General features: G+C 68.5%; 24 protein-coding genes and 1 pseudogene. 8 read left to right on the top strand and 17 right to left on the bottom strand.

Translation table 11 applies throughout. The annotated features are described in order from the left end of the window. Window positions 1-167: 167 nt before the first annotated feature. Window positions 168-2,243 (bottom strand): heavy metal translocating P-type ATPase, encoded by a 2,076-nt coding sequence (locus tag N536_RS0125060; RefSeq protein ID WP_036437606.1) that lies wholly within the window; start codon window positions 2,241-2,243, stop codon window positions 168-170. Between the two features lie 93 nt (window positions 2,244-2,336). On the opposite strand from N536_RS0125060, the gene N536_RS0125055 reads away from it, so the two are divergent. Together N536_RS0125055 and aqpZ are read left to right on the top strand one after the other, a co-directional pair. Further along, complete coding sequence (locus tag N536_RS0125055) at window positions 2,337-3,743, top strand: chloride channel protein (RefSeq protein WP_029116136.1); 1,407 nt, start codon at window positions 2,337-2,339, stop codon at window positions 3,741-3,743. Window positions 3,744-3,873: 130 nt separating this feature from the next. After that, the gene (gene aqpZ, locus N536_RS0125050; protein ID WP_029116135.1) at window positions 3,874-4,656 is read left to right on the top strand and encodes an aquaporin Z; all 783 of its coding nucleotides are present in this window, start codon (window positions 3,874-3,876) and stop codon (window positions 4,654-4,656) included. Here the strand turns inward: aqpZ and N536_RS0125045 are convergent. Further along, window positions 4,649-5,206, bottom strand: coding sequence for a Dps family protein (locus N536_RS0125045; protein ID WP_029116134.1), 558 nt, complete (start codon window positions 5,204-5,206; stop codon window positions 4,649-4,651). The genes aqpZ and N536_RS0125045 overlap by 8 nt on opposite strands. Before the next feature lie 83 nt (window positions 5,207-5,289). Here N536_RS0125045 and N536_RS0125040 point away from each other — a divergent pair, with 83 nt between their 5' ends. Further along, window positions 5,290-5,937 (top strand): DUF2461 domain-containing protein, encoded by a 648-nt coding sequence (locus N536_RS0125040; RefSeq protein ID WP_029116133.1) that lies wholly within the window; start codon window positions 5,290-5,292, stop codon window positions 5,935-5,937. On the opposite strand, the gene N536_RS0125035 is transcribed toward N536_RS0125040, so the two are convergent. Further along, window positions 5,934-6,794 (bottom strand): DNA-3-methyladenine glycosylase 2 family protein, encoded by an 861-nt coding sequence (locus N536_RS0125035; RefSeq protein WP_051574752.1) that lies wholly within the window; start codon window positions 6,792-6,794, stop codon window positions 5,934-5,936. The genes N536_RS0125040 and N536_RS0125035 overlap by 4 nt on opposite strands. 70 nt (window positions 6,795-6,864) lie before the next feature. Next, a complete protein-coding gene (locus tag N536_RS0125030) occupies window positions 6,865-7,236 on the bottom strand; it encodes a DUF427 domain-containing protein (protein WP_029116131.1) in 372 nt (123 codons plus the stop codon). 89 nt (window positions 7,237-7,325) lie between these two features. Between N536_RS0125030 and N536_RS0125025 the strand changes: the two genes are divergently transcribed. Continuing rightward, window positions 7,326-7,787 (top strand): SRPBCC family protein, encoded by a 462-nt coding sequence (locus tag N536_RS0125025; RefSeq protein WP_029116130.1) that lies wholly within the window; start codon window positions 7,326-7,328, stop codon window positions 7,785-7,787. 96 nt (window positions 7,788-7,883) lie between these two features. Here the strand turns inward: N536_RS0125025 and N536_RS0125020 are convergent, their stop codons facing one another. From N536_RS0125020 to N536_RS0125005, 4 genes are all read right to left on the bottom strand, one after another. Next, the gene (locus N536_RS0125020) at window positions 7,884-8,129 is read right to left on the bottom strand and encodes a hypothetical protein (RefSeq protein ID WP_029116129.1); all 246 of its coding nucleotides are present in this window, start codon (window positions 8,127-8,129) and stop codon (window positions 7,884-7,886) included. Window positions 8,130-8,248: 119 nt separating this feature from the next. Then, window positions 8,249-9,091 carry a class I SAM-dependent methyltransferase gene (locus N536_RS0125015; protein ID WP_029116128.1) on the bottom strand — a complete coding sequence of 281 codons (843 nt, stop codon included), beginning with the start codon at window positions 9,089-9,091 and terminating at the stop codon, window positions 8,249-8,251. A 63-nt stretch (window positions 9,092-9,154) separates the two neighbouring features. Further along, window positions 9,155-10,162: an NAD-dependent epimerase/dehydratase family protein gene (locus N536_RS0125010; protein ID WP_029116127.1), complete on the bottom strand. Its 1,008-nt coding sequence runs from the start codon at window positions 10,160-10,162 to the stop codon at window positions 9,155-9,157. Then, window positions 10,159-10,665 (bottom strand): nuclear transport factor 2 family protein, encoded by a 507-nt coding sequence (locus tag N536_RS0125005; protein ID WP_029116126.1) that lies wholly within the window; start codon window positions 10,663-10,665, stop codon window positions 10,159-10,161. The genes N536_RS0125010 and N536_RS0125005 overlap by 4 nt, the downstream gene beginning before the upstream one ends. A 126-nt stretch (window positions 10,666-10,791) precedes the next feature. Between N536_RS0125005 and msrB the strand changes: the two genes are divergently transcribed. Further along, entirely contained in the window at window positions 10,792-11,256 is a 465-nt protein-coding gene (msrB, locus tag N536_RS0125000; protein ID WP_029116125.1) for a peptide-methionine (R)-S-oxide reductase MsrB, read from the top strand. Further along, window positions 11,253-11,768, top strand: a complete 516-nt coding sequence (gene msrA / locus N536_RS0124995; protein WP_029116124.1) for a peptide-methionine (S)-S-oxide reductase MsrA — start codon at window positions 11,253-11,255, stop codon at window positions 11,766-11,768. The genes msrB and msrA overlap by 4 nt, the downstream gene beginning before the upstream one ends. Here the strand turns inward: msrA and N536_RS0124990 are convergent. Further along, window positions 11,758-13,011 carry a cytochrome P450 gene (locus N536_RS0124990; RefSeq protein ID WP_155948721.1) on the bottom strand — a complete coding sequence of 418 codons (1,254 nt, stop codon included), beginning with the start codon at window positions 13,009-13,011 and terminating at the stop codon, window positions 11,758-11,760. The two genes, msrA and N536_RS0124990, sit on opposite strands and share 11 nt — an antisense overlap. A 215-nt stretch (window positions 13,012-13,226) precedes the next feature. Between N536_RS0124990 and N536_RS0124985 the strand changes: the two genes are divergently transcribed. Then, window positions 13,227-13,838 carry a TetR/AcrR family transcriptional regulator gene (locus N536_RS0124985; RefSeq protein WP_231514631.1) on the top strand — a complete coding sequence of 204 codons (612 nt, stop codon included), beginning with the start codon at window positions 13,227-13,229 and terminating at the stop codon, window positions 13,836-13,838. Here the strand turns inward: N536_RS0124985 and N536_RS0124980 are convergent. Next, on the bottom strand, window positions 13,825-14,394 hold the full coding sequence (locus N536_RS0124980; RefSeq protein WP_029116121.1) for a TetR/AcrR family transcriptional regulator: 570 nt from the start codon (window positions 14,392-14,394) through the stop codon (window positions 13,825-13,827). The genes N536_RS0124985 and N536_RS0124980 overlap by 14 nt on opposite strands. Before the next feature lie 53 nt (window positions 14,395-14,447). Between N536_RS0124980 and N536_RS0124975 the strand changes: the two genes are divergently transcribed. After that, window positions 14,448-15,104: a class I SAM-dependent methyltransferase gene (locus N536_RS0124975; RefSeq protein WP_029116120.1), complete on the top strand. Its 657-nt coding sequence runs from the start codon at window positions 14,448-14,450 to the stop codon at window positions 15,102-15,104. A gap of 88 nt (window positions 15,105-15,192) precedes the next feature. Here the strand turns inward: N536_RS0124975 and N536_RS42320 are convergent, their stop codons facing one another. From N536_RS42320 to N536_RS42655, 7 genes and pseudogenes are all read right to left on the bottom strand, one after another. Continuing rightward, window positions 15,193-16,839 carry a hypothetical protein gene (locus tag N536_RS42320; RefSeq protein ID WP_155948712.1) on the bottom strand — a complete coding sequence of 549 codons (1,647 nt, stop codon included), beginning with the start codon at window positions 16,837-16,839 and terminating at the stop codon, window positions 15,193-15,195. A 96-nt stretch (window positions 16,840-16,935) separates the two neighbouring features. Continuing rightward, the gene (locus N536_RS0124965) at window positions 16,936-18,006 is read right to left on the bottom strand and encodes a prenyltransferase (RefSeq protein ID WP_029116118.1); all 1,071 of its coding nucleotides are present in this window, start codon (window positions 18,004-18,006) and stop codon (window positions 16,936-16,938) included. 2 nt (window positions 18,007-18,008) lie between these two features. Continuing rightward, complete coding sequence (locus N536_RS0124960; RefSeq protein ID WP_029116117.1) at window positions 18,009-18,737, bottom strand: class I SAM-dependent methyltransferase; 729 nt, start codon at window positions 18,735-18,737, stop codon at window positions 18,009-18,011. Beyond that, window positions 18,731-19,966: a glycosyltransferase family 4 protein gene (locus N536_RS0124955; RefSeq protein ID WP_029116116.1), complete on the bottom strand. Its 1,236-nt coding sequence runs from the start codon at window positions 19,964-19,966 to the stop codon at window positions 18,731-18,733. Before N536_RS0124955 ends, N536_RS0124960 begins: the two co-directional genes overlap by 7 nt. Window positions 19,967-20,106: 140 nt before the next feature. After that, window positions 20,107-20,562: a PPOX class F420-dependent oxidoreductase gene (locus N536_RS0124950; protein ID WP_029116115.1), complete on the bottom strand. Its 456-nt coding sequence runs from the start codon at window positions 20,560-20,562 to the stop codon at window positions 20,107-20,109. Between the two features lie 21 nt (window positions 20,563-20,583). Further along, window positions 20,584-20,916 (bottom strand): hypothetical protein, encoded by a 333-nt coding sequence (locus tag N536_RS0124945; protein WP_051574772.1) that lies wholly within the window; start codon window positions 20,914-20,916, stop codon window positions 20,584-20,586. Between the two features lie 25 nt (window positions 20,917-20,941). Next, window positions 20,942-21,181, bottom strand: a pseudogene (locus tag N536_RS42655) (IS481 family transposase); the annotation flags it as partial.

Below are 21,181 nucleotides of genomic sequence, written 5' to 3'. Positions count from 1 at the left end.
CCGTTGTCGCCCTGGAACTTTCGCCGACGCGCGAGCGCTGGCCCCGGTTCCGGGTGCGACCCATCTCACTGTCCCTGCGCGGGGCTATGTTTGCTGGTTGACTTGATCATGACTCTGTACTGGAGCGACTTGCCAAACCCGCTTTGCTTAAAAGCCTTTCCGGATTCTTAGAGACGCTGACGATCGAGCGCACGGACGCTGGCGGCGGGACTGAGGTCCAGTCGACGCAACAGTTGGGCATTCAGTGCGACCACGACGGTCGACATCGACATCAGCAGTGCACCCACCGACATCGGCATGACGAAGCCGACGGGCGCAAGCACCCCGGCGGCCAGCGGAACGGAGATCAGGTTGTAACCCGCTGCCCACCAAAGGTTTTGCTTCATCTTCCGGTACGAGGCGCAGGACAGCAGGATGGTCGAGAGCACCGAGCGCGGGTCCGAGCTGGCGAGGATCACGCCCGCCGAACCGATGGCGACGTCGGTGCCCGCGCCGATCGCGATGCCGACGTCGGCACGGGCCAACGCGGGCGCATCGTTGACGCCGTCGCCGACCATCGCCACCACGAGGCCCTCGGCCTGCAACTCGGCCACCTTGGCGGCCTTGTCCTCCGGTCGCACCCCGGCGAAGACCCGCCCGATCCCCAGTTCCGCGGCGACTGACCTGGCTACGGATTCCGCATCGCCGGTGATCATGACGACTTCGACGCCCATCCGCCGCAGCGCGTCGACCGTCTGGCGGGATTCCTCGCGGATCTCGTCCGCCAGGGCGAGCGCCCCGGCCGCCGTGCCGTCGACCAGGACATGCAGGACGATGGCACCCTCGTCGTGCCAGGCCAGCGTCGCCTCCAACGCGGGCTGCCCTGCCTCGTCGAGCAGGCGCGGCCCACCGACCCGCACCTCTTGGCCGTCCACGGTGGCCGTGACCCCGACGGCCGGTGACGACGTGAAGTCGGCCGATCCGCGCACCGGGACGTTCCGCCTGCCTGCGGCAGCGACGATGGCCCGCGCCAGCGGGTGCTCGGAATCGGATTCGGCGGCCGCGGCCAGCGCCAACACCTCGTCCTCGGAGCGACCGCCGACTGCGACCACGGCGGTGACGGCGGGTTCACCCTTGGTGAGGGTGCCGGTCTTGTCGAACAGCACCGCCCCGACCGTGCGCATGCTCTCCAGGGCCAGCCGGTCCTTGACCAGCACACCGCCCCGCGCTGCGCGCTCGGTGGCGATGGACACCACCAGCGGAATGGCCAGACCGAGTGCGTGCGGGCAGGCGATCACCAAAACGGTGATGGTGCGGATGACGGCGTCCTCGGGTTGTCCGGCGAAGCCCCACACCACGGCGGTGATGGCGGCCGATCCGAGCGCGAACCAGAACAGCCAACCGGCCGCCCGGTCGGCGAGGCGCTGGGCCCGCGACGACGAGTTCTGCGCCTCGGTGACGAGGCGCTGGATGCCCGCCAGTGCGGTGTCGGTGCCGACGGCGGTCACCTCGATGCGCAGGCCCGAATCGGTCGCGACCGTGCCTGCAACGACGGTGTCGCCCACGGCGCGCCGGACGGGACGGGACTCGCCGGTGACCATGGACTCGTCGATCTCGGCGCTCCCCTGCGTGATGCGCCCGTCGGCGGGGATGCTGCCGCCGGGTCGTACGACCACGACGTCACCCAATCGCAGGTCGGCTGGCGCGACGGTGGTCAGCACGTCGCCGTCGGGGCCGGACTCGACGCGTTCGGCTTCGTCGGGCAGCAGCGCGGCCAACGAATCGAGAGCCGACGTGGTCTGTGCCAGGGACCGCATCTCGATCCAGTGGCCCAGCAGCATGATCACGATGAGCAGCGCGAGTTCCCACCAGAAGTCCAGCTCGTGGTGCAGCACGCCGAGGGAGGCGCCCCACGACGACACGAACGCCACGGTGATGGCCAACCCGATGAGCAGCATCATTCCGGGCGCGCGGGAGCGGACCTCGCTGACCGCTCCGGTGAGGAACGGCCGGCCGCCCCACAGGTACATCACCGTGCCGAGCACGGGCGAGACCCACGTGACGCCCGGCAGGTCCGGCACGGCGTAGCCCAGGATCATCGCGAACATGCCCGACAGCGCGACCGTCGGGATCGACAACGCCAACATGATCCAGAACAGCCGCCGGAAGGCGGCTACGTGGTCAGCGTGGCCGGAGTGACCGGAGTGGCCGTGGTCGGTGTGCTCGGCGTGCGCCTCGGTTTCGACGGTATGAGCGTGAGTCATGGCGTTCACTATATACCCCCTGGGGGTATGCTGCCAGATTCCAGTCGACAAGCTCGAGCCCGGGTGACGGCCTACCGCTGCTAGCATCCGGCCATGCCCCAGGCGCGTGACGTCAGCGCGGCTCTCGGCGGCTTCATCCGGCGCTCCGGATATCTGCGCAAGTGGTTGATCCTCGGCGTGACCATCGGCGTCATCGCCGGGCTCGGAGCGGTGGTCTTCTATCTCGCCCTGGACTACGCCGGGCAGTTCTTCCTCGGCTACCTCGCCGGCTACCACATCCCAAAACCGTTGGGCGACGGCGGCGATGCGGGATCGAGCGGATTCGAGCGGCCGTGGGCCATCCCGCTCGTGGTGTTCGGCGGCGCGCTGATGTCGGCGTTCCTGGTGAACAAGTTCGCCCCCGAGGCGGAGGGTCACGGCACCGACAGCGCCATCGAAGCGGTGCACACCGATCCGCGCGCCATCCGGGTCCGGGCCATCGTGGTGAAGACGATCGCCAGCGCGCTGACCATCGGATCGGGCGGGTCGGGCGGACGCGAGGGTCCCGCCGCCCAGATCTCGGCGGGGTTCGGCTCGTTGCTCGCCCGCCGCCTCGATCTGTCCGACGAGGACGGCCGCGTCGCGGTGTCGCTGGGCATCGGCTCGGGCATCGGCGCCATCTTCGGTGCCCCGCTGGGTGGTGCGGTGCTCGCGGCGTCCATCGTCTACCGCGAGGACTTCGATTACCGGGCGCTGATTCCCGGCTTCATCACCTCGGCGACGGCGTACGCGGTGCTGGGCTCGATCCTCGGCTTCGAGCCCCTCTTCGGCTTCCTCGCCACCGATTTCCGCTTCGACCATCCGCTGGATCTGGCGTGGTACGTCCCGCTCGGAGTCCTCGCGGCGGCCGTCGGATATCTCTATGCGCGCATCTTCTACGGCACCGTCGCCTTGACCGCAAAGCTGCCAGGCAACAAGGTGATCAAGCCGGCGTTGGGCGGCTTGGCGGTGGGCCTGCTCGCGTTGCTCATCCCGCAGATTCTGGCCAGCGGCTACGGCTGGGCACAGAAGGCCGCCGACACCGACACCTTGCTGGCGATGCCGCTGTGGATCGTGCTGATCCTGCCTCTCGCCAAGATCGTGGCCACCTCGCTGTCGATTGGCACCGGCGGTTCGGGCGGCATCTTCGGGCCCGGCGTCGTGATCGGCGCATTCGTTGGTGCCGCATTGTGGCGCGTCGGCCACGAATTGGGCGCGCCCGGCCTCCCCGATGGACCGGCGGTGTTCGTCGTGGTCGGCATGATGGCGTGCTTCGGCAGCGTCGCCCACGCCCCGCTCGCAGTGATGATCATGGTGGCCGAGATGACGGGGTCGTTCTCGGTCATCCCGTGCGCGATGGTCGCCGTCGGTTTGGCCTACCTGATCATCACCCGCACCGACGTGTCGATCTACCGCTCGCAGCGGCTCAACCGGGAGACCGCCGAAGCCGAGCGCCGCCGGGACGAGGCCACCGAGCCGTAGGTAACGCGCCGATCGCGGTGTATCACGATCGGACAATGATTCGGCCACGATCACCCCGCCTACGCCGAGCACATGCCACGCTCGTCGCATTGGCGTCCCAGTGTCGAGATGCCAAGGGAGGGTTGGGGTCATGACTGCACCGACGATGTTTCATCGCCTGGCGGCGGAGTTCATCGGGACGTTCTGGCTGGTTCTCGGTGGCTGCGGCAGCGCCGTGTTCGCCGCGAAGTCGATCTCCGACGGCGTGTCCGTCGGCATCGGATTCCTTGGCGTGTCACTGGCATTCGGCCTGACCGTGCTTACCGGCGTGTACGCCTTCGGCACCATCTCGGGCGGCCACTTCAACCCGGCAGTCACCCTTGGCGCCGCGCTCGCCCGCCGCGTCGAGTGGAAGGCGCTACCCGCCTACTGGATTGTCCAAGTCATAGGCGGCCTGATCGGCGGATTGGTGATCTACGTGATCGCCAAGGGACAGGACGGCTGGACCGCCACCGGAAACATGGCCGCCAACGGTTACGGCGCCCACTCCCCCGGCGGCTATTCGCTCGTGGCGGTGGTGATCGCGGAGATCGTCCTCACCGGCGTGTTCCTACTCGTCATCCTGGGCGCCACCGACGACCGCGCGCCGAAGGGCTTCGCGGGCTTGGCAATCGGGCTGACGCTCACGCTGATCCACCTGATCTCGATCCCCATCTCCAACACGTCGGTCAACCCGGCCCGCACCACCGCCGTCGCCTTCTTCAACGGCAATGACGCGCCCGCGCAGCTCTGGGTGTTCTGGCTGGCACCGCTGATCGGCGCGGCCATCGCAGGCGCTGCCTACCCGTTCCTGTTCGGGCGCAACGAGGAACTCGCCGACCGGCCGGTACACGACGACGCCCTCGAAGAAGCCGCGGGACCGGCCGCTACTTGACCGGCGCCTTCTTCTTGGCGTTCTGCGCGGCCTGCTTCTCGGTCCTGGCACCTCGAGTCGCCAACTGACCACCTGCGTTCTCGAGGTGCGCGCGCACGAACCACTGGAACTTCTCCAGCTCGGCAGCGTGGTCGATCAGCATGTCCTGCGACACCAGATCGAGGTCCTCCATACGCTCAATGGCCTTCCGGGTGTCCTCGATGACGCCGGTGTACACCAGGTCCAGGGCTGCGAGATGCGCCTGCACGGTGTCGCGCCCCACCGAGTAGTCGTCCCAGGTGCGGTCCTTGATGATGGCGCCGGGAGTGCCCTGCGGTGATGCCCCCAACGCCGCGGCCCGCTCGGCCACCTCGTCGGCGTAGCCGCGGACCAGTTCGACCTGGGGGTCGATCATCTCGTGGACGCCGATGAAGTTGGGTCCGACGACGTTCCAGTGCACGTGCTTGAGCGTCAGGTGCAGGTCGTTGTAGGTGCTGAGCTGCTTCTGCAGCAGATCGGCGACCTCGCGGCCGTCCTTCGCGGACATGCCCGGGATGGTGAATTCTGGCATCGTCTTGCCTCCTCGTGGCTTGGCTTCCTAGGAGACCTACCCGGCTGCGCGGCGGGCTACACACCGGTCGCTACGCTCGCGGCATGACGGAGTCGACGCCCCCGTTCACCGGCTTTCCCGAGGCCGCGCTCGACTTCTACGACGACCTGGAGATCGACAACACCAAGTCGTTCTGGGACGCGCATAAGGACGTCTACGAAGCGGCCGTCAAGGCGCCGACGATCGCGCTGGTGACTGCGCTGGAGCGGGAGTTCGGCACGGCCAAGGTCTTCCGGCCGTACCGCGACGTCCGGTTCGCGAAGGACAAGACGCCGTACAAGACACACCAGGGCGCCTTCGTCGGAGCCGGTCCCGCCTGCGGGTGGTACGTCGAGATCGCCGCCCGCGGCTTCCGTACGGGTGCCGGTTTCTACGACGCCAGCGCCGCCGACCTCGCCGCCATCAGGGCAGCGATCGTCGACGACGCCAAAGGCAAAGAGCTGCAACGGATCCTGGCCAAGTTGGAACGGGCCGGCTTCGAGGTCGGCGGAGACCGGCTCAAGACCGCACCGCGCGGACACGACGCCGACCATCCGCGCATCGATCTACTGCGGCACCGTTCCCTCACGGTCACGAAGGACTACGGCTTCGAACCGGTCATCCACACCTCCGATCTGCTCGCCGCGGTGCGCAAGGACTGGAAGGCCACCCGGCCGCTGGTCGACTGGGTGACGACCCGCCTCGGGCATTAGAGCGCGCGCAGGTTCGGAATCGCCTGCCGTGCCCCGAACCGGGGATTGGTGGCGAGCCCGCTGACTTCCAGTAGCCGCACGGCGCGGTGCCGGTGCGGCCGAAGCGGTTCCAGCAGTTCGAGCATCTCCGGGTCGTCGATCCGATGGCCGAGCAGCGTGCACCCGACCACGTTGGCGAGGTGGTAGTCCCCGACCGAGAGTGCGTCGGCGTCGCCGAACGCCCGCTGCGCGGTCTCGGCCGCCGTCCACTCGCCGACGCCGGGCAGTGACATCATCGCCGCGCGTGCCTCGGCGGCCGGACGGCTCGACAGCCGCTCCAGGGCGTCCGCCCGCTGCGCACATCCGACCAGCGTGCGGGCCCGGCCGGGATCGACGTTGGCGAGGTGGAACTCCCACGACGGGATGCGCCGCCAGACGTCGGCCGACGGTGGTACCCGCATCCTGGCGGGTGCCGGGCCGGGTGCCGGTGCGCCGAACTTCGTGACGAGCAGGCGCCACGCGCGGAACGCGTCCTTGCCCGAGACCCGCTGTTCGAGGACGGCGGGGATGAGGGCCTCCATGACACGGTCGGTGCGCCCGAGCCGGAGGTGCGGCACCTTGCGGTGCGCCGCGGCGATGGTCGGTTCAGTGGGTTCGAAGCCGCTCCTGTCGTCCTCGACACCGAGCCAGGCGGGCAGCTTCTCGACGAATTCGCTTGCGCCGCTTCCCCATACCTCGCAGTCGACGACGTTGGGCGCGCTCTTCTCGATCCGGGCGGTCACGGGTCCGGTCGGCATCGACGTGGTCTTCCAGATGACTCCGTCGACGACTTGGTAGCACGGGTCGCCGGGCCCGCGGCGCAGCGGCGACAGCGTCATCGCGGGGCTTGCGGGCCCGTCGAACACCACGCTGGCCGAACTGCTCACGGCCTCAGGTTAGGCGCACGGGTTACCCGACGGTGACGTCAGCCTTGTCCGCGTAGAACGCCACGTGCCCGGCGATCGCGCCCACGGCCGGGTACGGCTGCTCGTAGGTCCAGATGGCGTCGCCGACGGTGGCGCCGCCGACGGTCACGTCGTAGTAGTTCGCGTTGCCCTTGTACGGGCAGTAGGTGGTGGTGTCGCTGCGGCGCAACGCGGTGCCGACGACGTCGGCCAGCGGCACGTACTGGACCGCCGGATACGTCGACTCCTGCAGCGTCAGCGCGGCGTCGGTCTCGGCGACGACTTCGCCGTTGACCCGGACGGTGACGTGCCGGCCGGTCGGGGTGACGGTGATGGGATGTTCGGCGGTGGGCTGCAGAACGGGGCGTTCGGTCATGGCGCTCTCCTGACGACGGTTCTTAGGGCAACGTGCGCGACCCGCCCCGGATTCCGCGTCCCCTGATTACGCTTCGCCGCATGACCGACCTGCCTGACGCCGACGTTGCGGCGACCGTGGAGATCGCCGCCGATGCCGACAGCGTGTACCGGATGATCACCGATCTGGCCACCCTGGCCGAAGTCGCCGAGGAGACCACGTCGATGCAGTGGGTGACGGGTGACGCCGCGGTGCGGGGGGCGAAGTTCAAGGGTGCGAATTGTCGTGGCTCGAAGTCCTGGTCCACCACCTGCACCGTTACCGATGCCGAGCCGGGACGGGTGTTCGGCTTCGACGTCAAGAGCGTCGTCGTCCCCGTCTCGCACTGGCGTTACGACATCGAACCGGTCGACGGTGGCTGTCGCGTCACCGAGCGCACCTGGGACCGCCGACCGGGATGGTTCCTGCTACCCGCGCGGATCGGGACCGGCGTGAAGGACCGCACCGCCGCGAACGCCGAGAACATCGACCGGACGTTGCAGCGGCTCAAGGCCAGGGCCGAAGCCGGCTAGCGCCAAACTGCTTCGCCCGCCTATGTACTGGCAACCATACGACGCCGCCCGCACCCCAACCGGGATGCGGGCGGCGTGAACCGTTGGCGCAGCCGGCTACTTCGTATGCCCAGGCGTGAATTGCTTGAACGTGCTCCCCGGCGTGCCGTACACTCCGATCGCGTCGGAGACCGCGCCGGGCCCCTGATGCGCGACGATCGTAACTCCGGCTCCTGGGGGCAGACCTCCGAAAGTCCCCGGCAGGCCGGGGTTTTCGGAGGTGGGGTCCGCCCCTGCGACTGCGGCGAACGGAACGGCCAGGGCGCCTGCGGCAATCACGGTGACCAATACCTTCTTGAGCATGTTCTTCCCCCATGTTCGGTGGCGCCGTCGTTGGCGCCGTCCAATTTGGGACATTACGCCGGGGCATTACAGCAAAGAGTGAGTAGTTCGCTACTCGTTTTCGGCGCTCGACTGGGATCTCATCGCGGCGAGACCGGACCGAACGCGTAGCGGTGGTACTGCGCCATGTAGCGCAGCGCCGGCACCGCCGTCATCACCTTGGTCATCGCCCGGTAGTACCAAGCCAGCCTCTTGAAGGTGTCCGTCTCGAGGGCCGAGACCCAGGCCAGCAGCCGCACGCCAGGCACGGCGTCGACGATGTCGTCGGGCCCGTCGATCCCCCAGTAGAGCGTCGCGCCCGACCGTCGCACCACGGCGTTCATCCATTGCGACTTGATGCCCAGTCGGTTGAAGGCGTCGAACTGCAACTCCCCCGACGGCGCATGTTCGACGACGCGGCGCAGCAGCGCGGTGCCGTCCTCACGCGTCAGGTACATCGTCAGGCCCTCGCCGATCATCAGCGTCGGGCGGTCGCGCGGGATGTCGGCGAACCACGCCGGGTCGGTGACCGAGGCTGCGATGACGTGGTAGCGGTCGTGCGTCGGGTAGAGCTGCTGGCGCAGCGTCGCGACTTCGGGATAGTCGATGTCGTACCACTCGACGCCGGGCCCCGGGTCCAGCCGGAAGAACCGTCCGTCGAGCCCGCAGCCGAGGTGCAGGACGACGGCATCCGGGTTGACCGCGAGGAACTGGCGGGCCCAGTCGTCGAAGTGGGCGCTGCGGGTGGTCACCGACGGCGAATTGCCCGGTGTGATCGCGGTTTTCGACCAGTCGTAGTCGATGCGGTCGGCGATCTCCTTGGCCAGTCGGTCACCGAGGATGGGCTCGGGGAGGCCGGCGTCCAGCGCCTTGGCGTAGAACGTCGCGAGCATGGTCTGCGGCGCTCCGCTGAGGTCGACGTGCACCTTGTCGGTATCGGTCATGCTTCGACGCTAGCCCCGTGACGTGACGTCCCGCAGCGTACTGAACGGCGTCCGGCGTGGTGTTCAGCCCGCCTGTTTGCTCTTGCGCTTGGCCTCGCGCAGGCCGACCCAGAACTTGGCGGCTTCGCGGATCGACTCCTCGACGGGCGCTGGCTGCCAACCCAATTCGCGCTTGGCCTTGCTGCAGTCCACCGGCGCCTCGGCGCGCATCAGCCGCAGCGAACCCAGCGACAGCCGTTCGTCGGAGCCCTTCAGCCGGGCCTTGGCGCTGCCGAGCGCCGCCATCGCGTACGACACGGGCAGCGGAATCGACTTCGACGGCGGCGGTACCCCTGCCGCTTCGGCCGCGATGCGCGCGACGTCGGCGTTGGTGATCATCTTCTCCGAGATCAGGTAGCGCTCACCGACGCGGCCCTTCTCCGCGGCCAGGATCATCGCCCTGGCGGCGTCGTCGATTCCGACGGCCTCCAAGGAGATTCCGCTCATCGTGAAGGGCAGCTTGCCGAACGCAGCGCCCGCGATGATCGCGCCGTGCGGGGTGCGACCCCAGTCTCGGCCGCCGTACGTCGTCGACACGCACATCGCCACGGCGGGCAGCCCGCGCTCACGGGCGTACTCCAGCACCAGGTTCTCGGCCTGCACGCGCGACCGCACGTACGGCGTCAGTCCGCGATCGACGATGGCGTCGTCCTCCGTGGCGCGACGGCCGCGCCGACGACCCACCGTCACGTAGCTGCTGGTGAAGATGAAGCGCTTGAGGTCGGCAGCAGTGGCGACCTCAAGCACGTTTCGGGTGCCCTCGACGTTCGTGTGGAACAGCGGGGCAGGGTCGCGCAGCCAGCCACGGGTGTCGACGACGCAGTAGTAGACGTCGTCGACGCCAGCCATCGCGTCGCGCAGCACGTCGTCGTTCCAGATGTCACCGAGGAACCGGGTGACCTTCAGATCGTCGATGCCGATGGTGTTGGCCTCGGGCCGCACCATGACCCGCACGTCCTGCCCGTCGGCGACGAGTTGGCGGGTGACGTGCGAGCCCAGGTATCCGTTCGCGCCGATCACCAGAGCCGTCATGCCGCGCCCCCAACCTGACGCATCCAACGCTCCGCTTCGTCGGGCAGCGTGCCGAGTTCCTTGGCCTTCTTGCACCACTTCATCGCCGCCGATACGAACCGCAACGGGTTGTAGACGTCCTCCTGGCGGGACCACTGCCCGTCGCCGGCATAGGTGACGATCGAGATGTTCGTGGCACTGATGACGGTGCCGTCGCCGGGGTCGCGCAGTGGGTTGTCGAGCTCGCACAGCACCCGGCCGGTCGGCTCGTCGATGACCGTCCACAGCGACGGGAACGACGTCATGTAGTTGCCCGGGAAGCTCTCCATGGTCTTCCAGATCCAGTCGCGGACCTGCTCGCGGCCGCGCATGGTTCCCGCCGCGTGCTCGACGTACGTGACGTCGGGTGTGTACTGCTCGACCCAGCGATCCCAGTCGCGGGTCTCGGCCGCGCGGGCCACCGTCTGCTCGAAGGTGGCGAATGCCTCGGTCAACTCGTCGCGGGTGAAGGTCTTGCTCGTCACACCCAGAACTAGAACACGTTCTACCGCGCTTTGTCGAGTGGGCCCGGGGCGGTCGGCGGCCAGGTGTAACGCAGGAACTTCTCCAGCGCACTCGTGGTTATACGAGTGCCAACATTAGGAGGACGAGTGGCGAAGGAATACAACAAGAACCCGGAAGCTGTGGAGGCCTTGTCTCCCGAGCAGTACCAGGTCACGCAGAAGAACGGCACCGAGCGGCCGTTCACCGGTGAGTACTGGGACAACCACGAACCCGGCATTTACGTCGACGTGGTCTCCGGTGAACCGCTGTTCGCCTCGACGGACAAGTTCGAGAGCGGATCCGGCTGGCCGAGCTTTACCAAACCGATCAATGCCGACCACGTGGTCGAGAAGCGCGACCGCTCGCTGTTCATGGTGCGCACCGAGGTGCGGTCGGCCAACGGTGACAGCCACCTCGGTCACGTCTTCGACGACGGCCCCCGCGAGGCAGGAGGGTTGCGCTACTGCATCAACTCCGCTTCGCTGAGATTCATCCACCTCGATGACCTCGAAACCGAGGGCTACGGGGAGTTCAAGACGCTTTTCGAGAGCACCAAGGAGGCTCGGGCATGACGAACACTTCGAGGGCGGTCCTCGCGGGCGGTTGCTTCTGGGGCATGCAGGATCTGATCCGCAAGCAGCCAGGCGTGGTGTCGACGCGCGTCGGCTACACCGGCGGCAAGAACGATCACCCCAACTACCGCAACCATCCGGGGCACGCCGAGGCCATCGAGATCGAATACGACCCGGCGCAGACCGACTACCGCGCGCTGCTCGAATTCTTCTTCCAGATCCACGATCCGACGACGAAGGACCGCCAGGGCAACGACGTCGGGAGCAGCTACCGCTCGGCGATCTTCTACCTCGACGACGAGCAGAAGCGCGTCGCGCTGGACACCATCGCCGACGTCGAGGCGTCCGGCCTGTGGCCAGGCAAGGTGGTCACCGAGGTGACGCCGGCCAGCGATTTCTGGGAGGCCGAGCCGGAGCACCAGGACTACCTGGAGCGCTACCCGAACGGGTACACCTGCCACTTCCCGCGCGCGGGATGGAAGCTGCCGAAGCGGCAAACGGCTAGCCAGTAATCAGTGGCGTCGGCCGGCGGCGCATCACCACGCGTCCGCCGGCCTTCGGCGTATACGCAACCCCTCGGGAGTGCACCTTCTCGTCGGGCGCCGTCGTGGTCTCGATCGTGAAGTGCCGCAACACCGTTCGCAGCACCACGTCCATCTCGACGTTGGCGAACACGGCGCCGACGCAGCGCCGGGTACCGCCGCCGAACGGGATGAACGACGACGTCGACGGCCGGTTGCCGACGAAGCGCTGCGGATCGAAGCGTTCTGGGTCGGCGTAGTCGCTTTCGTGTTCGTGGATGTGCGCGATGGCGACGACGACCGAGTAGCCCCGCGGTATTACCCAGTCACCCAGTTGGAAGGTCGGGGCGTAGACGTGGCGTCCGGCGAAGTCGATGACCGTGCGGACGCGCTGCACCTCGAGGATCGCGGCCTGGCGGTATTCGTTGTCGTCGGTCGCAGCCTCGGCTTCGAGTTTGGCCAGCACGTCCGGGTGCCTGGCGACCCGCTCGAATACCCAGGCCAACGTCGAGGCCGTCGTCTCGTGCCCGGCGGCCAGCAAGGTCAGCAGTTCATCGGCGATGTCGCGCCGGGACATCGCCGAGCCGTCCTCGTAGGTGCTGCGCAGCAGTAGCGTCAGCACGTCGTCGCGGGTCTCGAAGTTCGGGTCGGCGGTGACCTGGTCGATCAGCCGGTCGATGACGCGGTCGTACTCGCGTCGGTACGCGGCAAGCCTGCCCCACGGGCTGAACCGGCCGTAGGTCCGGGGCGGCGTCGGCACCACGACCAACTTCGAGCCGAGGGTGACCCACGGCGGGATGATCCGGCGCAGTTCGTCGAGTTGTTCACCGTCTGCGCCGAATACCGCGCGCAGGATCGCGTTCAGCGTGATCCGCATCATCGGCTCGAGGGTCTGGAACTCACTGCCCTGTGGCCAGTTGGCCGATTCGCGCAGCGTCTCCTCTTCGAAGATCTTTTCGTAGTTCTTGATGCTCTTGCCGTGAAACGGCGGGGTCAGCAGCTTGCGGCGGCGTCGGTGGTCGGCACCGTCGAGCGCGAAAACCGAACCGGGACCGAGGATTCTGCTGAGGTTGGGCTGAATGTTGCCGACGTCGTCGGTGTTGGCGACGAACAGTTGCTTGGCCAGTTGCGGGTCGGCCACCATGACGGTGCGCCCGAACACCGGGACGTTCAGCGTGAACACGTCGCCGTAGCGCCGGGCGAGGCGGTCCACCATCTGCGGGCGCGACAACATGAATGCGGCGCTCAGCAGGAAGCTGGGCAGTCGCGGACGGGGCGGAAGGTTGATTGCCGGGGCGGTGCCCGTGTCGGCGGCGTCGATGATCGCTTGGCTCACGAGACTCTCCAACCCCTGTACTGGTACTGCGGTGTACCGTCGGTGTGTGTTGTACGGTACATCTCAGTACCGCACGTGCGCAAGGGTTCGGAGGCAACGACGTGGAAGCCGCTTTGACGGACGCAGCCCCGACCGCGTCGGGAGCCGGCGCCTTTCGGCAGCGGTTGCTCGACGGACTCGCCGACTCCATCGCCGAACGCGGTTACCGCGAGACCACGGTCGCCGACATCGTGCGCAACGCGAAGACCTCCAAGCGGACCTTCTACGGCGAATTCCCAAGCAAGGAAGAGTGTTTCGTCGACCTACTGCGCACCAACAACGATCATCTGATCGCCACGATCCAGGCGGCTGTCGACGGGGAAGCCCCGTGGCAGGACCAGATTCGCGCCGCGGCGGACGCCTACGTCCACCACATCGCCGCGCGACCGGCCATCACGCTGAGCTGGATCCGCGAGGCGCCCGCGCTCGGCCTGGCGGCGCAGCCGTTGCACCGGCTGGCCATGGAGCAGCTCACCGACATGCTCGTCGACCTCACCGACAGCCCGGGATTCCGGCGCGCGGGGCTACCACCGGCCCCGCGAGCCCTGGCGCTGATCCTGCTTGGCGGCTTGCGCGAACTGACCGCGCAGATCGTCGAACGCGGAACCGACCCACACGACATGACGGAGCCCGCCATCATCGCGGCGACCGCCATCCTTGGTCCGCGCGGCGTCAGCTCAGAATGAGTCGCGCCGACTTCTCCAGTCGGCGGGCGATGTCCGGGTAGGACGCGTACCCCATCCCGGCCCGGACCAGGGCGCCGGAGTACAGCATCTCCAACGTGTCGATCACGTCCGGGTCGACGTCCGCGCCGAGTGCCGCCGACAGCCGGCCGCGGATGTCGCGACCGATGCGCTGGCGCAGCACCTCGACGTCGGGGTCGCGGCCCAACAGCGCGCTGGTCACTGCCCCTGCGAATTCCGGCTCGTCGGCGACCAGCAGCGCGATGTGGTGCAGCACGTCGATGACCCGTGCGGCGGGATCGACGGAGTCGTGTCCGGCGGGTGGTGAGGCCGCGAGCCTGCGCCAGAACACCTCGGCGACGAGGTGCTCCTTGGACGAGAAGTAGGTGTACGCGGTGGCGGCGCCAACCCCCGCTTCGGCGGCGACGCGGCGCACGGTGAGACCGGCGAAACCCTCGCGATTCAGGAGTTCGACCGCGGCCTTGCCCAGGCGATCGACGGTGTCGGCCTGCTTGGCGGTCAGACGGCGCCGAGTCGACTCTAGGGTCGGATCGGACACGTGTCTGGACGCTACTACAACTGCGTAGTACCGGCAACGGTAAGTTGACCCACATGAGCTCTGCCGACACCACCGACACCGCCCTGCCGCCCGCCGCGGCGCGCCTGTTCGCACTCGCCGACGAGGTCATCGGATTCATGCCGGCCGACGAGGGCCGGGCGCTGTACGACGCGGCGGTGCGCTACCTCGGTGACGGCGTCGGCGTCGAGATCGGCACCTACTGCGGCAAGTCGACGGTGCTGCTCGGCGCCGCCGCCCAGCAGACCGGCGGCGTGCTGTACACCATCGACCACCACCACGGCTCCGAGGAGCACCAGCCCGGCTGGGAGTACCACGACACCTCGATGGTCGACCCGGTCACCGGGCGGTTCGACACGTTACCGACCCTGCGGCACACGCTCGATGCCGCCGCACTGGACGACACGGTGGTCGCCGTGGTCGGCAAGTCCGCGCTCGTCGCCAGGTCGTGGCGAACTCCCTTGCAGTTCTTGTTCATCGACGGCGGCCACACCGACGAGGCCGCGCAGAAGGACTACGACGGCTGGGCCAAATGGGTGGCCGTCGGTGGCGCACTGGTGATCCACGATGTGTTTCCCAACCCCGACGACGGTGGGCAGGCGCCGTACCGCATCTACCGGCGCGCACTGGACAGCGGCGAGTTCCGCGAGGTCGGCGCGACCGGCTCGCTGCGGCTGCTTGAGCGGATCTGATTCGCCGAATGTGAAGTTGTTGGCCAACTTTCGCTGATTCTTCGCAATGTTCTGCACTCTCGGCGGGCGCGCGCAGCCCGTCTGACGGTTAGCGGTCGCCAGGACCGCCGGCGCTGCCCGTCGCGCCTTGCGATCCGGTGCTGCCCGTGGAGCCGTCGGCGCCCGGGCTGCCCGAACCCGCTTGACCCTGTCCGCCGGCCCTGCCGGATCCGAGCGCTCCTCCCGCGCCGCCTTGGCCCCCGGTGCCGCCCGAGCCGCCAGAGCCCGTGGTGCCGCCGCCGCCGATGAAGCCGCCCGATCCTGCCGCACCACCGTTGCCGCCGGTGCCACCAGCGCCACCGGTGCCGCCCGTGCCGCCGTCGCCGCCCTGACCGCCGGTTCCGCCCGTGATCTCAGAGCTACCACCAAAGCCGCCGCTGCCACCCAAACCGCCAGGGCCACCGGTGGCGCCGGTTCCTCCAGTGCCGCCTGAACCACCCGTGCCGCCTGCACCGCCGGTGCCGACGAGGATGCCGCCCGAGCCACCTGCGCCGCCCGCCCCGCCGGCTCCGCCGCCGCTGCCCGATGCCCCCGTGCCGCCGGTGCCTCCTGCCCCGCCGGTGCCAGCAACGGCCGGGTTGGGTCCAACGTTGATTCTGCCGCCGTCACCGCCGGTGCCGCCTGCCGCGCCGGTACCTCCGGTGCCGCCCGCACCGCCCGTACCCGCCGCCGTGCCGGGTGCGCCTGCGCCCCCGCCACCGTTACCACCGTTACCGCCGGGAGCGCCGGATCCGCCATCGCCGCCCACACCACCGACACCGCCGACACCGATACCGCCGTCGGCGGGATCACCGGCGGCATCGCCGCCATTGCCGCCGGCGCCGCCGGGAGCGCCGGGCCCGCCGGCCCCACCTGCGCCGCCCGCCCCGCCGAAGCCGCTGCGAGGGTCACGAGGGCCACCCCCGGAGCCATCCGCGTCGCCGCCGGTGCCACCCGTGCCACCGGCCTGCCCGTCCGCGGTGCCCGGCTGGCCCGGAGTGCCGGCGCCAGCCTGACCTCCGAACGGTGCCTGGGTGCCTTGCGACCCGTCGCCAGCCGGTGTCGTCGGCGGTTTCGGGCCTGGATTGACCCCGGCCGCGCCCGTCGCGCCCTGCCCGCCCTGACCGCCTGCGCCGCCGTTGCCGATCAACAACCCACCGTTGCCGCCGCGACCACCGTTGCCCGCGACGCCACTGTTCGCGTCCGCCGCCACACCCGCCCCGCCGGCGCCACCGTTGCCGAACAGTCCTGCGCTACCGCCGTTCCCGCCAGCCCCGCCATTGACGCCGGCCACCCCGACGCCGCCTGCACCACCCAAGCCGAACAGCAGCCCGCCGTTGCCACCGTGCTGACCCGGCAACCCGTCGAGGCCATTGCCGATCAGCAGCCCGGCATTCGGATTGTCGGCGGTCCCATTGCCGACGAAGATCCGGATGAACGCACTGATCGGATCGGTACCCGGAGCAGCCGCAGGCACATCGAGGGCCGCGGCCAGCCGCAGCGGAGTGGGCGCCGAGACGGCCGACCCGAACAGCTCGCTGCACCACAACTCACCACACGTTCCCGTCGCAGGCGAGAGCGGTACCGTCGACAGCACCGACTCCACTGACGCCAATCGCACCTCGGGCGCAGGCTCGCCGGGAGCACTCGCCAGCCAAAAACTGGCACCGGCAACGGCAATCCCTGCGACGAGACATGGGCGGACGAGAGCGGCCATCAGCGGTCCTTCATTTGGGGGGCGATGCGAATAGGCCCAAATCATCCATCACCAAGGACGGTGGCGTCGCTAAAACGTCGTCAATCCGTGACGCCGCTAGCGCTCGCTGGCCGCGCAGGCGCAGTCGAACTCGCCTTCGAGACCGCGCGGCAGGTCGTGGCCGCGGAAGATGCCGCTCGCACGCGTGGTGCGCGACAGCGCGTCGGCCGCCAGGATCATGGCCGCCCCGGTCCACGTGGTGCGCTCCACCGGCCACCGCTTGCCGTCGGCGAACACCAGACCGGTCCAGTACGAGCCGTCCGTCTCGCGTAGGTGGTGCATGTTCGCGAACTGCTCGTGGGCGCGGGCCGCATCGCCGATGGCGTCCAGCGCCATCACCAGTTCGCACGTCTCCGCGCCGGTCACCCACGGCCGATGGTCGATGCACCGGATGCCGAGGCCCGGCACCACGAACTCATCCCAGCGGGCGTCGATGCGTGCCCTGGCGGCGTCGCCGCGAACCGCGCCACCGAGCACCGGGTAATACCACTCCATCGAGTGAGTGTCCTTGAGCAGGAACGACTCCGGATGCTCCGCGACGGCGTGGCCGAGGCTGCCGACGGCCACTTCCCACTCGGGTTGCGACTCGCCGACGTAGGTCGCCAGCGCCAGCGCACACCGGATGCTGTGATAGATGCTGGCACACCCGGTCAGCAGCGCCTCCTCGACGATTCCGGCATCGCTTCGGGCCCAAGCGATCTCGCCACCGTCGAGCTGCATGGTCAGCACGAATTCGATGGCACGGTTCACCACCGGCCACATCAACTCCGCGAACGCGCGGTCCTTGGTGATGAGCACGTAGTGCCAGACGCCGGTCGCGACGTAGGCACAGAAGTTGCTGTCGCTGTTCGCATCCTCGACGACGCCGTTGCGTAGCTGGATGGGCCACGAGCCGTCCGCGCGCTGCGTGTTCCGGCACCAGTCGAACGCCGCGCGCGCGGGCTCCCACAGCCCGGCAGCCGTCAGGGCCATCGCGTTCTCGACGTGATCCCACGGATCCGTGTGGCCGCCGTCGAACCAGGGCAGCGCACCGCTGGATTCCTGCGTCGCGGCAATCGACTTGGCGGTCTGGAGGCACTGCTGCGGCGTCAGAACGCCCGCGACACCGGGGATCTCATGCGTCCGCAACGTCACCGGCTCCCGAAATCCGCCGGCTTCTGGAAGTACAGGGCGACGCTCTTACCGATCAGCGGGTTGAGCGCCGCCTCGGCGTTGCGGGTCAGCCAGGGCCGCGACATCATGTCCCACACCAACAGCTTGTGATAGGCACCCACCAGCGGATGGTCCGGCTTGTCAACGCCTACAGCGCATTTCAGCCACCAGAACGGTGAGTGCAGCGCGTGTGCGTGGTGGCGATGTTCGAAGCGCATGCCACGATCCGCGATCTTGGCGTGCAACTCGTCGGCCCGGTAGATCCGGATGTGGCCGCCCTCGTTGGCGTGATACTCGTCGGACAACGCCCAGCAGATCTTCTCGGGCAGCCACCGCGGCACGGTGACGGCCAGCCAGCCGCCGGGCTTGACGATCCGCACCAGCTCGTCGATCGCGCGGTCGTCCTGCGGAACGTGTTCGAGGATCTCCGACGCGATCACGCAGTCGAAACTGGCGTCGCCGTAAGGCAAATCGAGTGCGTCACCCTTGACTGCCTCGGCCTTGGCCGACGCCGGCGCCTCGCCCTGCTGCTGCATGGCCTGCAGGATCGCGTCGACGTCGTTGAGCTCCTCGCCGTCCTGGTCGAACGCCACCACGTCGGCGCCACGCCGGAACGCTTCGAACGAGTGCCTGCCCGCACCGCATCCCACGTCGATCACGGAAGTGCCAACGCCGACACCCAGCCGGTCGAAGTCAACGGTCAGCATGTCTTGGTCCGCTCCATCGCCAGTTCGTACACCGAGGCCGTCTGTGCCGCAACGGATTCCCAGCTGAACACCTCGAGTGCGCGGCGACGGCCTGCCGCGCCGAGGCGGCGCAACTCCAGCGGCGAGTCGAGCAACTCGCCCAGGACTGTGGTCAGATCGTCGACGTCGGCCGGGCGGACGAGGCGGGCGCATTCGCCGTCGGTGCCGACCACCTCGGGCAGCGCACCAGCGCGGCTGGCGACGATGGGTGTGCCGCTGGCCATCGCCTCGACGGCGGGCAGGGAGAAGCCCTCGTAGAGCGACGGGATGCAGGCGACCTCGGCCGACGCCAGCAGGCGGGCGAGTTCGGCGTCGCTGATGCCGCTGCAGCTGTGCACGATGTCCGAGATGCCCAGTTCGGCGATCAGCTTCTCGGTGGGCCCGTTGGGTTCGAGCTTCGAAACGAGCTGCACGTCGAGGTCGCGCTCCACGCGCAGCCGGGCGACGGCGTGCAGCAGGTGGCTGACGCCCTTCAACGGCACGTCGGCGCTGGCGATGGCGATGATGCGGTTGCGCACCCGGTTCTCGGACGGCTGAAACAGTTCGGTGTCGACGCCGAGCGGCACCACGTGCAGTTGGCTTGGCGACACCCCGAAGTCGTCGGCGATGTCGATGCCCGACGTGGTGGACACGGTCAACAGTTCGGGGATCTGGCGGGCGACTTGCTTCTGCATCTCGGCGAAGGCATACCACCTGCGCACCAACGGCTTTCGCCACCACTTGGCCGCCGCGACGTCGAGCACGCGGTCCCGGGTGATGGGATGGTGCACGGTGGCGACCACCGGCAGGCCCAGCGCGGCGACGTCCAGCAGCCCGGTGCCCAGGCTCTGGTTGTCGTGGACGACGTCGAACTCGTCGCGGCGTTCGGCGAGGATCCGGGCCACCCGCATGCAGAACGTCTTCGGCTCGGGAAAGCCCGCCGTCCAGGTGGTCAGCAGTTCGAGCAGATCGATGCGGTCGCGGATCTCGCTGGGTCGCGGGATGCGGAACGGATCGGGCTCGCGGTAGAGGTCGAGGCTGGGCACCTTGGTGAGCCGCACCCGGGGGTCCAGACCGCCCGGATAGGGCTGACCCGAGAAGACCTCGACGTCGTGACCGAGCTCGACCAGACCGCGGCTGAGATGGCGGACGTACACGCCTTGCCCACCGCAATGCGTCTTGCTTCGGTACGACAACAGGGCGATCCGCATGGTCAACTCACCGAGGCCAGAGGCGATGGCAGGGCTCTGGACATGTGTCCAGACTATAGTTTGACCGTCTAGCCACCGCAACGCGGCCGCCCTCTGTGACTACCACAGCGGCACCGTCGTGTCCCCGATATCGCGCCGGGTCAGGCCGGCGGGAATCCGCCGGTGGCCACCGGACCCCATCGCGTCGGAGTGATCCTGATCAGGCACTTTCCCTGGTCCACCATCGCGCGGCGGTACTCGTCCCAGTCGGAGTGCTCGCCCGCAACGGCACGGAAGTAGTCCACGAGCGGTTCGACGGCATCCGGCAACAGCACCACCTCGGCGTCGCCGTCGACCTGGACATAGGCGCCGTTGAACTCGTCGGACAACACCGTCACGCTGGCGCGGGGATCACGGCGCAGGTTCGCCGACTTCGCCCGCTGCGGATAGCTGGCGATCACGATGCGGCCGGCATCGTCGACGCCGCCGGTCACCGGCGAACTCTGCAGTGAGCCGTCGGCGCGGTAGGTGGTCAGAACCATGTGGTGGCGTGGCCGGACGAAGTCCAGCAGTTCGGGAAGTCCAACGGCGTCGGCAGTAGCGAAGTTGCGGGCCATGGCTCCACGGTAGTGACGCGCTCAGTCGGCCTTGCGCTTGAGCGTCCACGCCGGAATCCAGTGCGTGACGGACCGGCGTTGCGCCCCGTACGCGACCTCGTACGTCACCCATCCCCACCAGAATCCCTGCTCACACAGCCCCCAGCAGGTCAGCCGGCCCTCGACGACGGCGTGCATCTGCAGCCCCTCGGGGTTGTATCCGCCGGCGCGGTGCGGTTCGCGGGGAAACACCGCGGTCAGGTCGACGAGCACGGCGAGCGGCGGGTCGACCCGGCGGAAGGCCCGTTGCACGGGCTGGCCGTTGTAGCCGATCGACTGGTGTGATGTCTCGGGACATCGGTGACAGTTCTGTATCAGGACTTTGGTGACAGTAGGTGTGTCAGGACTTCGGTGACGCTTCGTCGTCTTTGGCGCGTGGGCCGCGGGGTCGGCCGTTGCCGACGTATTTGACGCCGGGTGCGGGTCGGGTTCGTTCGGCGAGGACCTCGCCGTCCAGATCGGTGATGATGATGTTGTCGCCGTCACTGACGACGAGAACCTGTTGAAAGGCGTATTGGGCACCGACCTTGTAGGCGACTGAGTTCAGTCCGATGTTGCCCACCGCGCTGACCGTTCGGGC

Source organism: Mycobacterium sp. URHB0044 (assembly GCF_000620625.1).
In the GTDB taxonomy this organism is placed as follows: Bacteria; Actinomycetota; Actinomycetes; order Mycobacteriales; family Mycobacteriaceae; genus Mycobacterium.
The sequence above is the reverse complement of the archived record's forward strand: the minus strand, read 5'-3'. Positions and strand labels throughout refer to the sequence as shown.

Bases quoted from the DNA above. Each gene is read 5' to 3' on its own strand.
- N536_RS0125060 (WP_036437606.1), bottom strand. From the start codon at position 2,243: ATGACTCACGCTCATACCGTCGAAACCGAGGCGCACGCCGAGCACACC.
- N536_RS0125055 (WP_029116136.1), top strand. From the start codon at position 2,337: ATGCCCCAGGCGCGTGACGTCAGCGCGGCTCTCGGCGGCTTCATCCGG.
- aqpZ (WP_029116135.1), top strand. From the start codon at position 3,874: ATGACTGCACCGACGATGTTTCATCGCCTGGCGGCGGAGTTCATCGGG.
- N536_RS0125045 (WP_029116134.1), bottom strand. From the start codon at position 5,206: ATGCCAGAATTCACCATCCCGGGCATGTCCGCGAAGGACGGCCGCGAG.
- N536_RS0125040 (WP_029116133.1), top strand. From the start codon at position 5,290: ATGACGGAGTCGACGCCCCCGTTCACCGGCTTTCCCGAGGCCGCGCTC.
- N536_RS0125035 (WP_051574752.1), bottom strand. From the start codon at position 6,794: ATGACGCTGTCGCCGCTGCGCCGCGGGCCCGGCGACCCGTGCTACCAA.
- N536_RS0125030 (WP_029116131.1), bottom strand. From the start codon at position 7,236: ATGACCGAACGCCCCGTTCTGCAGCCCACCGCCGAACATCCCATCACC.
- N536_RS0125020 (WP_029116129.1), bottom strand. From the start codon at position 8,129: ATGCTCAAGAAGGTATTGGTCACCGTGATTGCCGCAGGCGCCCTGGCC.
- N536_RS0125015 (WP_029116128.1), bottom strand. From the start codon at position 9,091: ATGACCGATACCGACAAGGTGCACGTCGACCTCAGCGGAGCGCCGCAG.
- N536_RS0125010 (WP_029116127.1), bottom strand. From the start codon at position 10,162: ATGACGGCTCTGGTGATCGGCGCGAACGGATACCTGGGCTCGCACGTC.
- msrA (WP_029116124.1), top strand. From the start codon at position 11,253: ATGACGAACACTTCGAGGGCGGTCCTCGCGGGCGGTTGCTTCTGGGGC.
- N536_RS0124990 (WP_155948721.1), bottom strand. From the start codon at position 13,011: ATGTTGTCGCGCCCGCAGATGGTGGACCGCCTCGCCCGGCGCTACGGC.
- N536_RS0124975 (WP_029116120.1), top strand. From the start codon at position 14,448: ATGAGCTCTGCCGACACCACCGACACCGCCCTGCCGCCCGCCGCGGCG.
- N536_RS42320 (WP_155948712.1), bottom strand. From the start codon at position 16,839: ATGGCCGCTCTCGTCCGCCCATGTCTCGTCGCAGGGATTGCCGTTGCC.
- N536_RS0124960 (WP_029116117.1), bottom strand. From the start codon at position 18,737: ATGCTGACCGTTGACTTCGACCGGCTGGGTGTCGGCGTTGGCACTTCC.
- N536_RS0124955 (WP_029116116.1), bottom strand. From the start codon at position 19,966: ATGCGGATCGCCCTGTTGTCGTACCGAAGCAAGACGCATTGCGGTGGG.
- N536_RS0124950 (WP_029116115.1), bottom strand. From the start codon at position 20,562: ATGGCCCGCAACTTCGCTACTGCCGACGCCGTTGGACTTCCCGAACTG.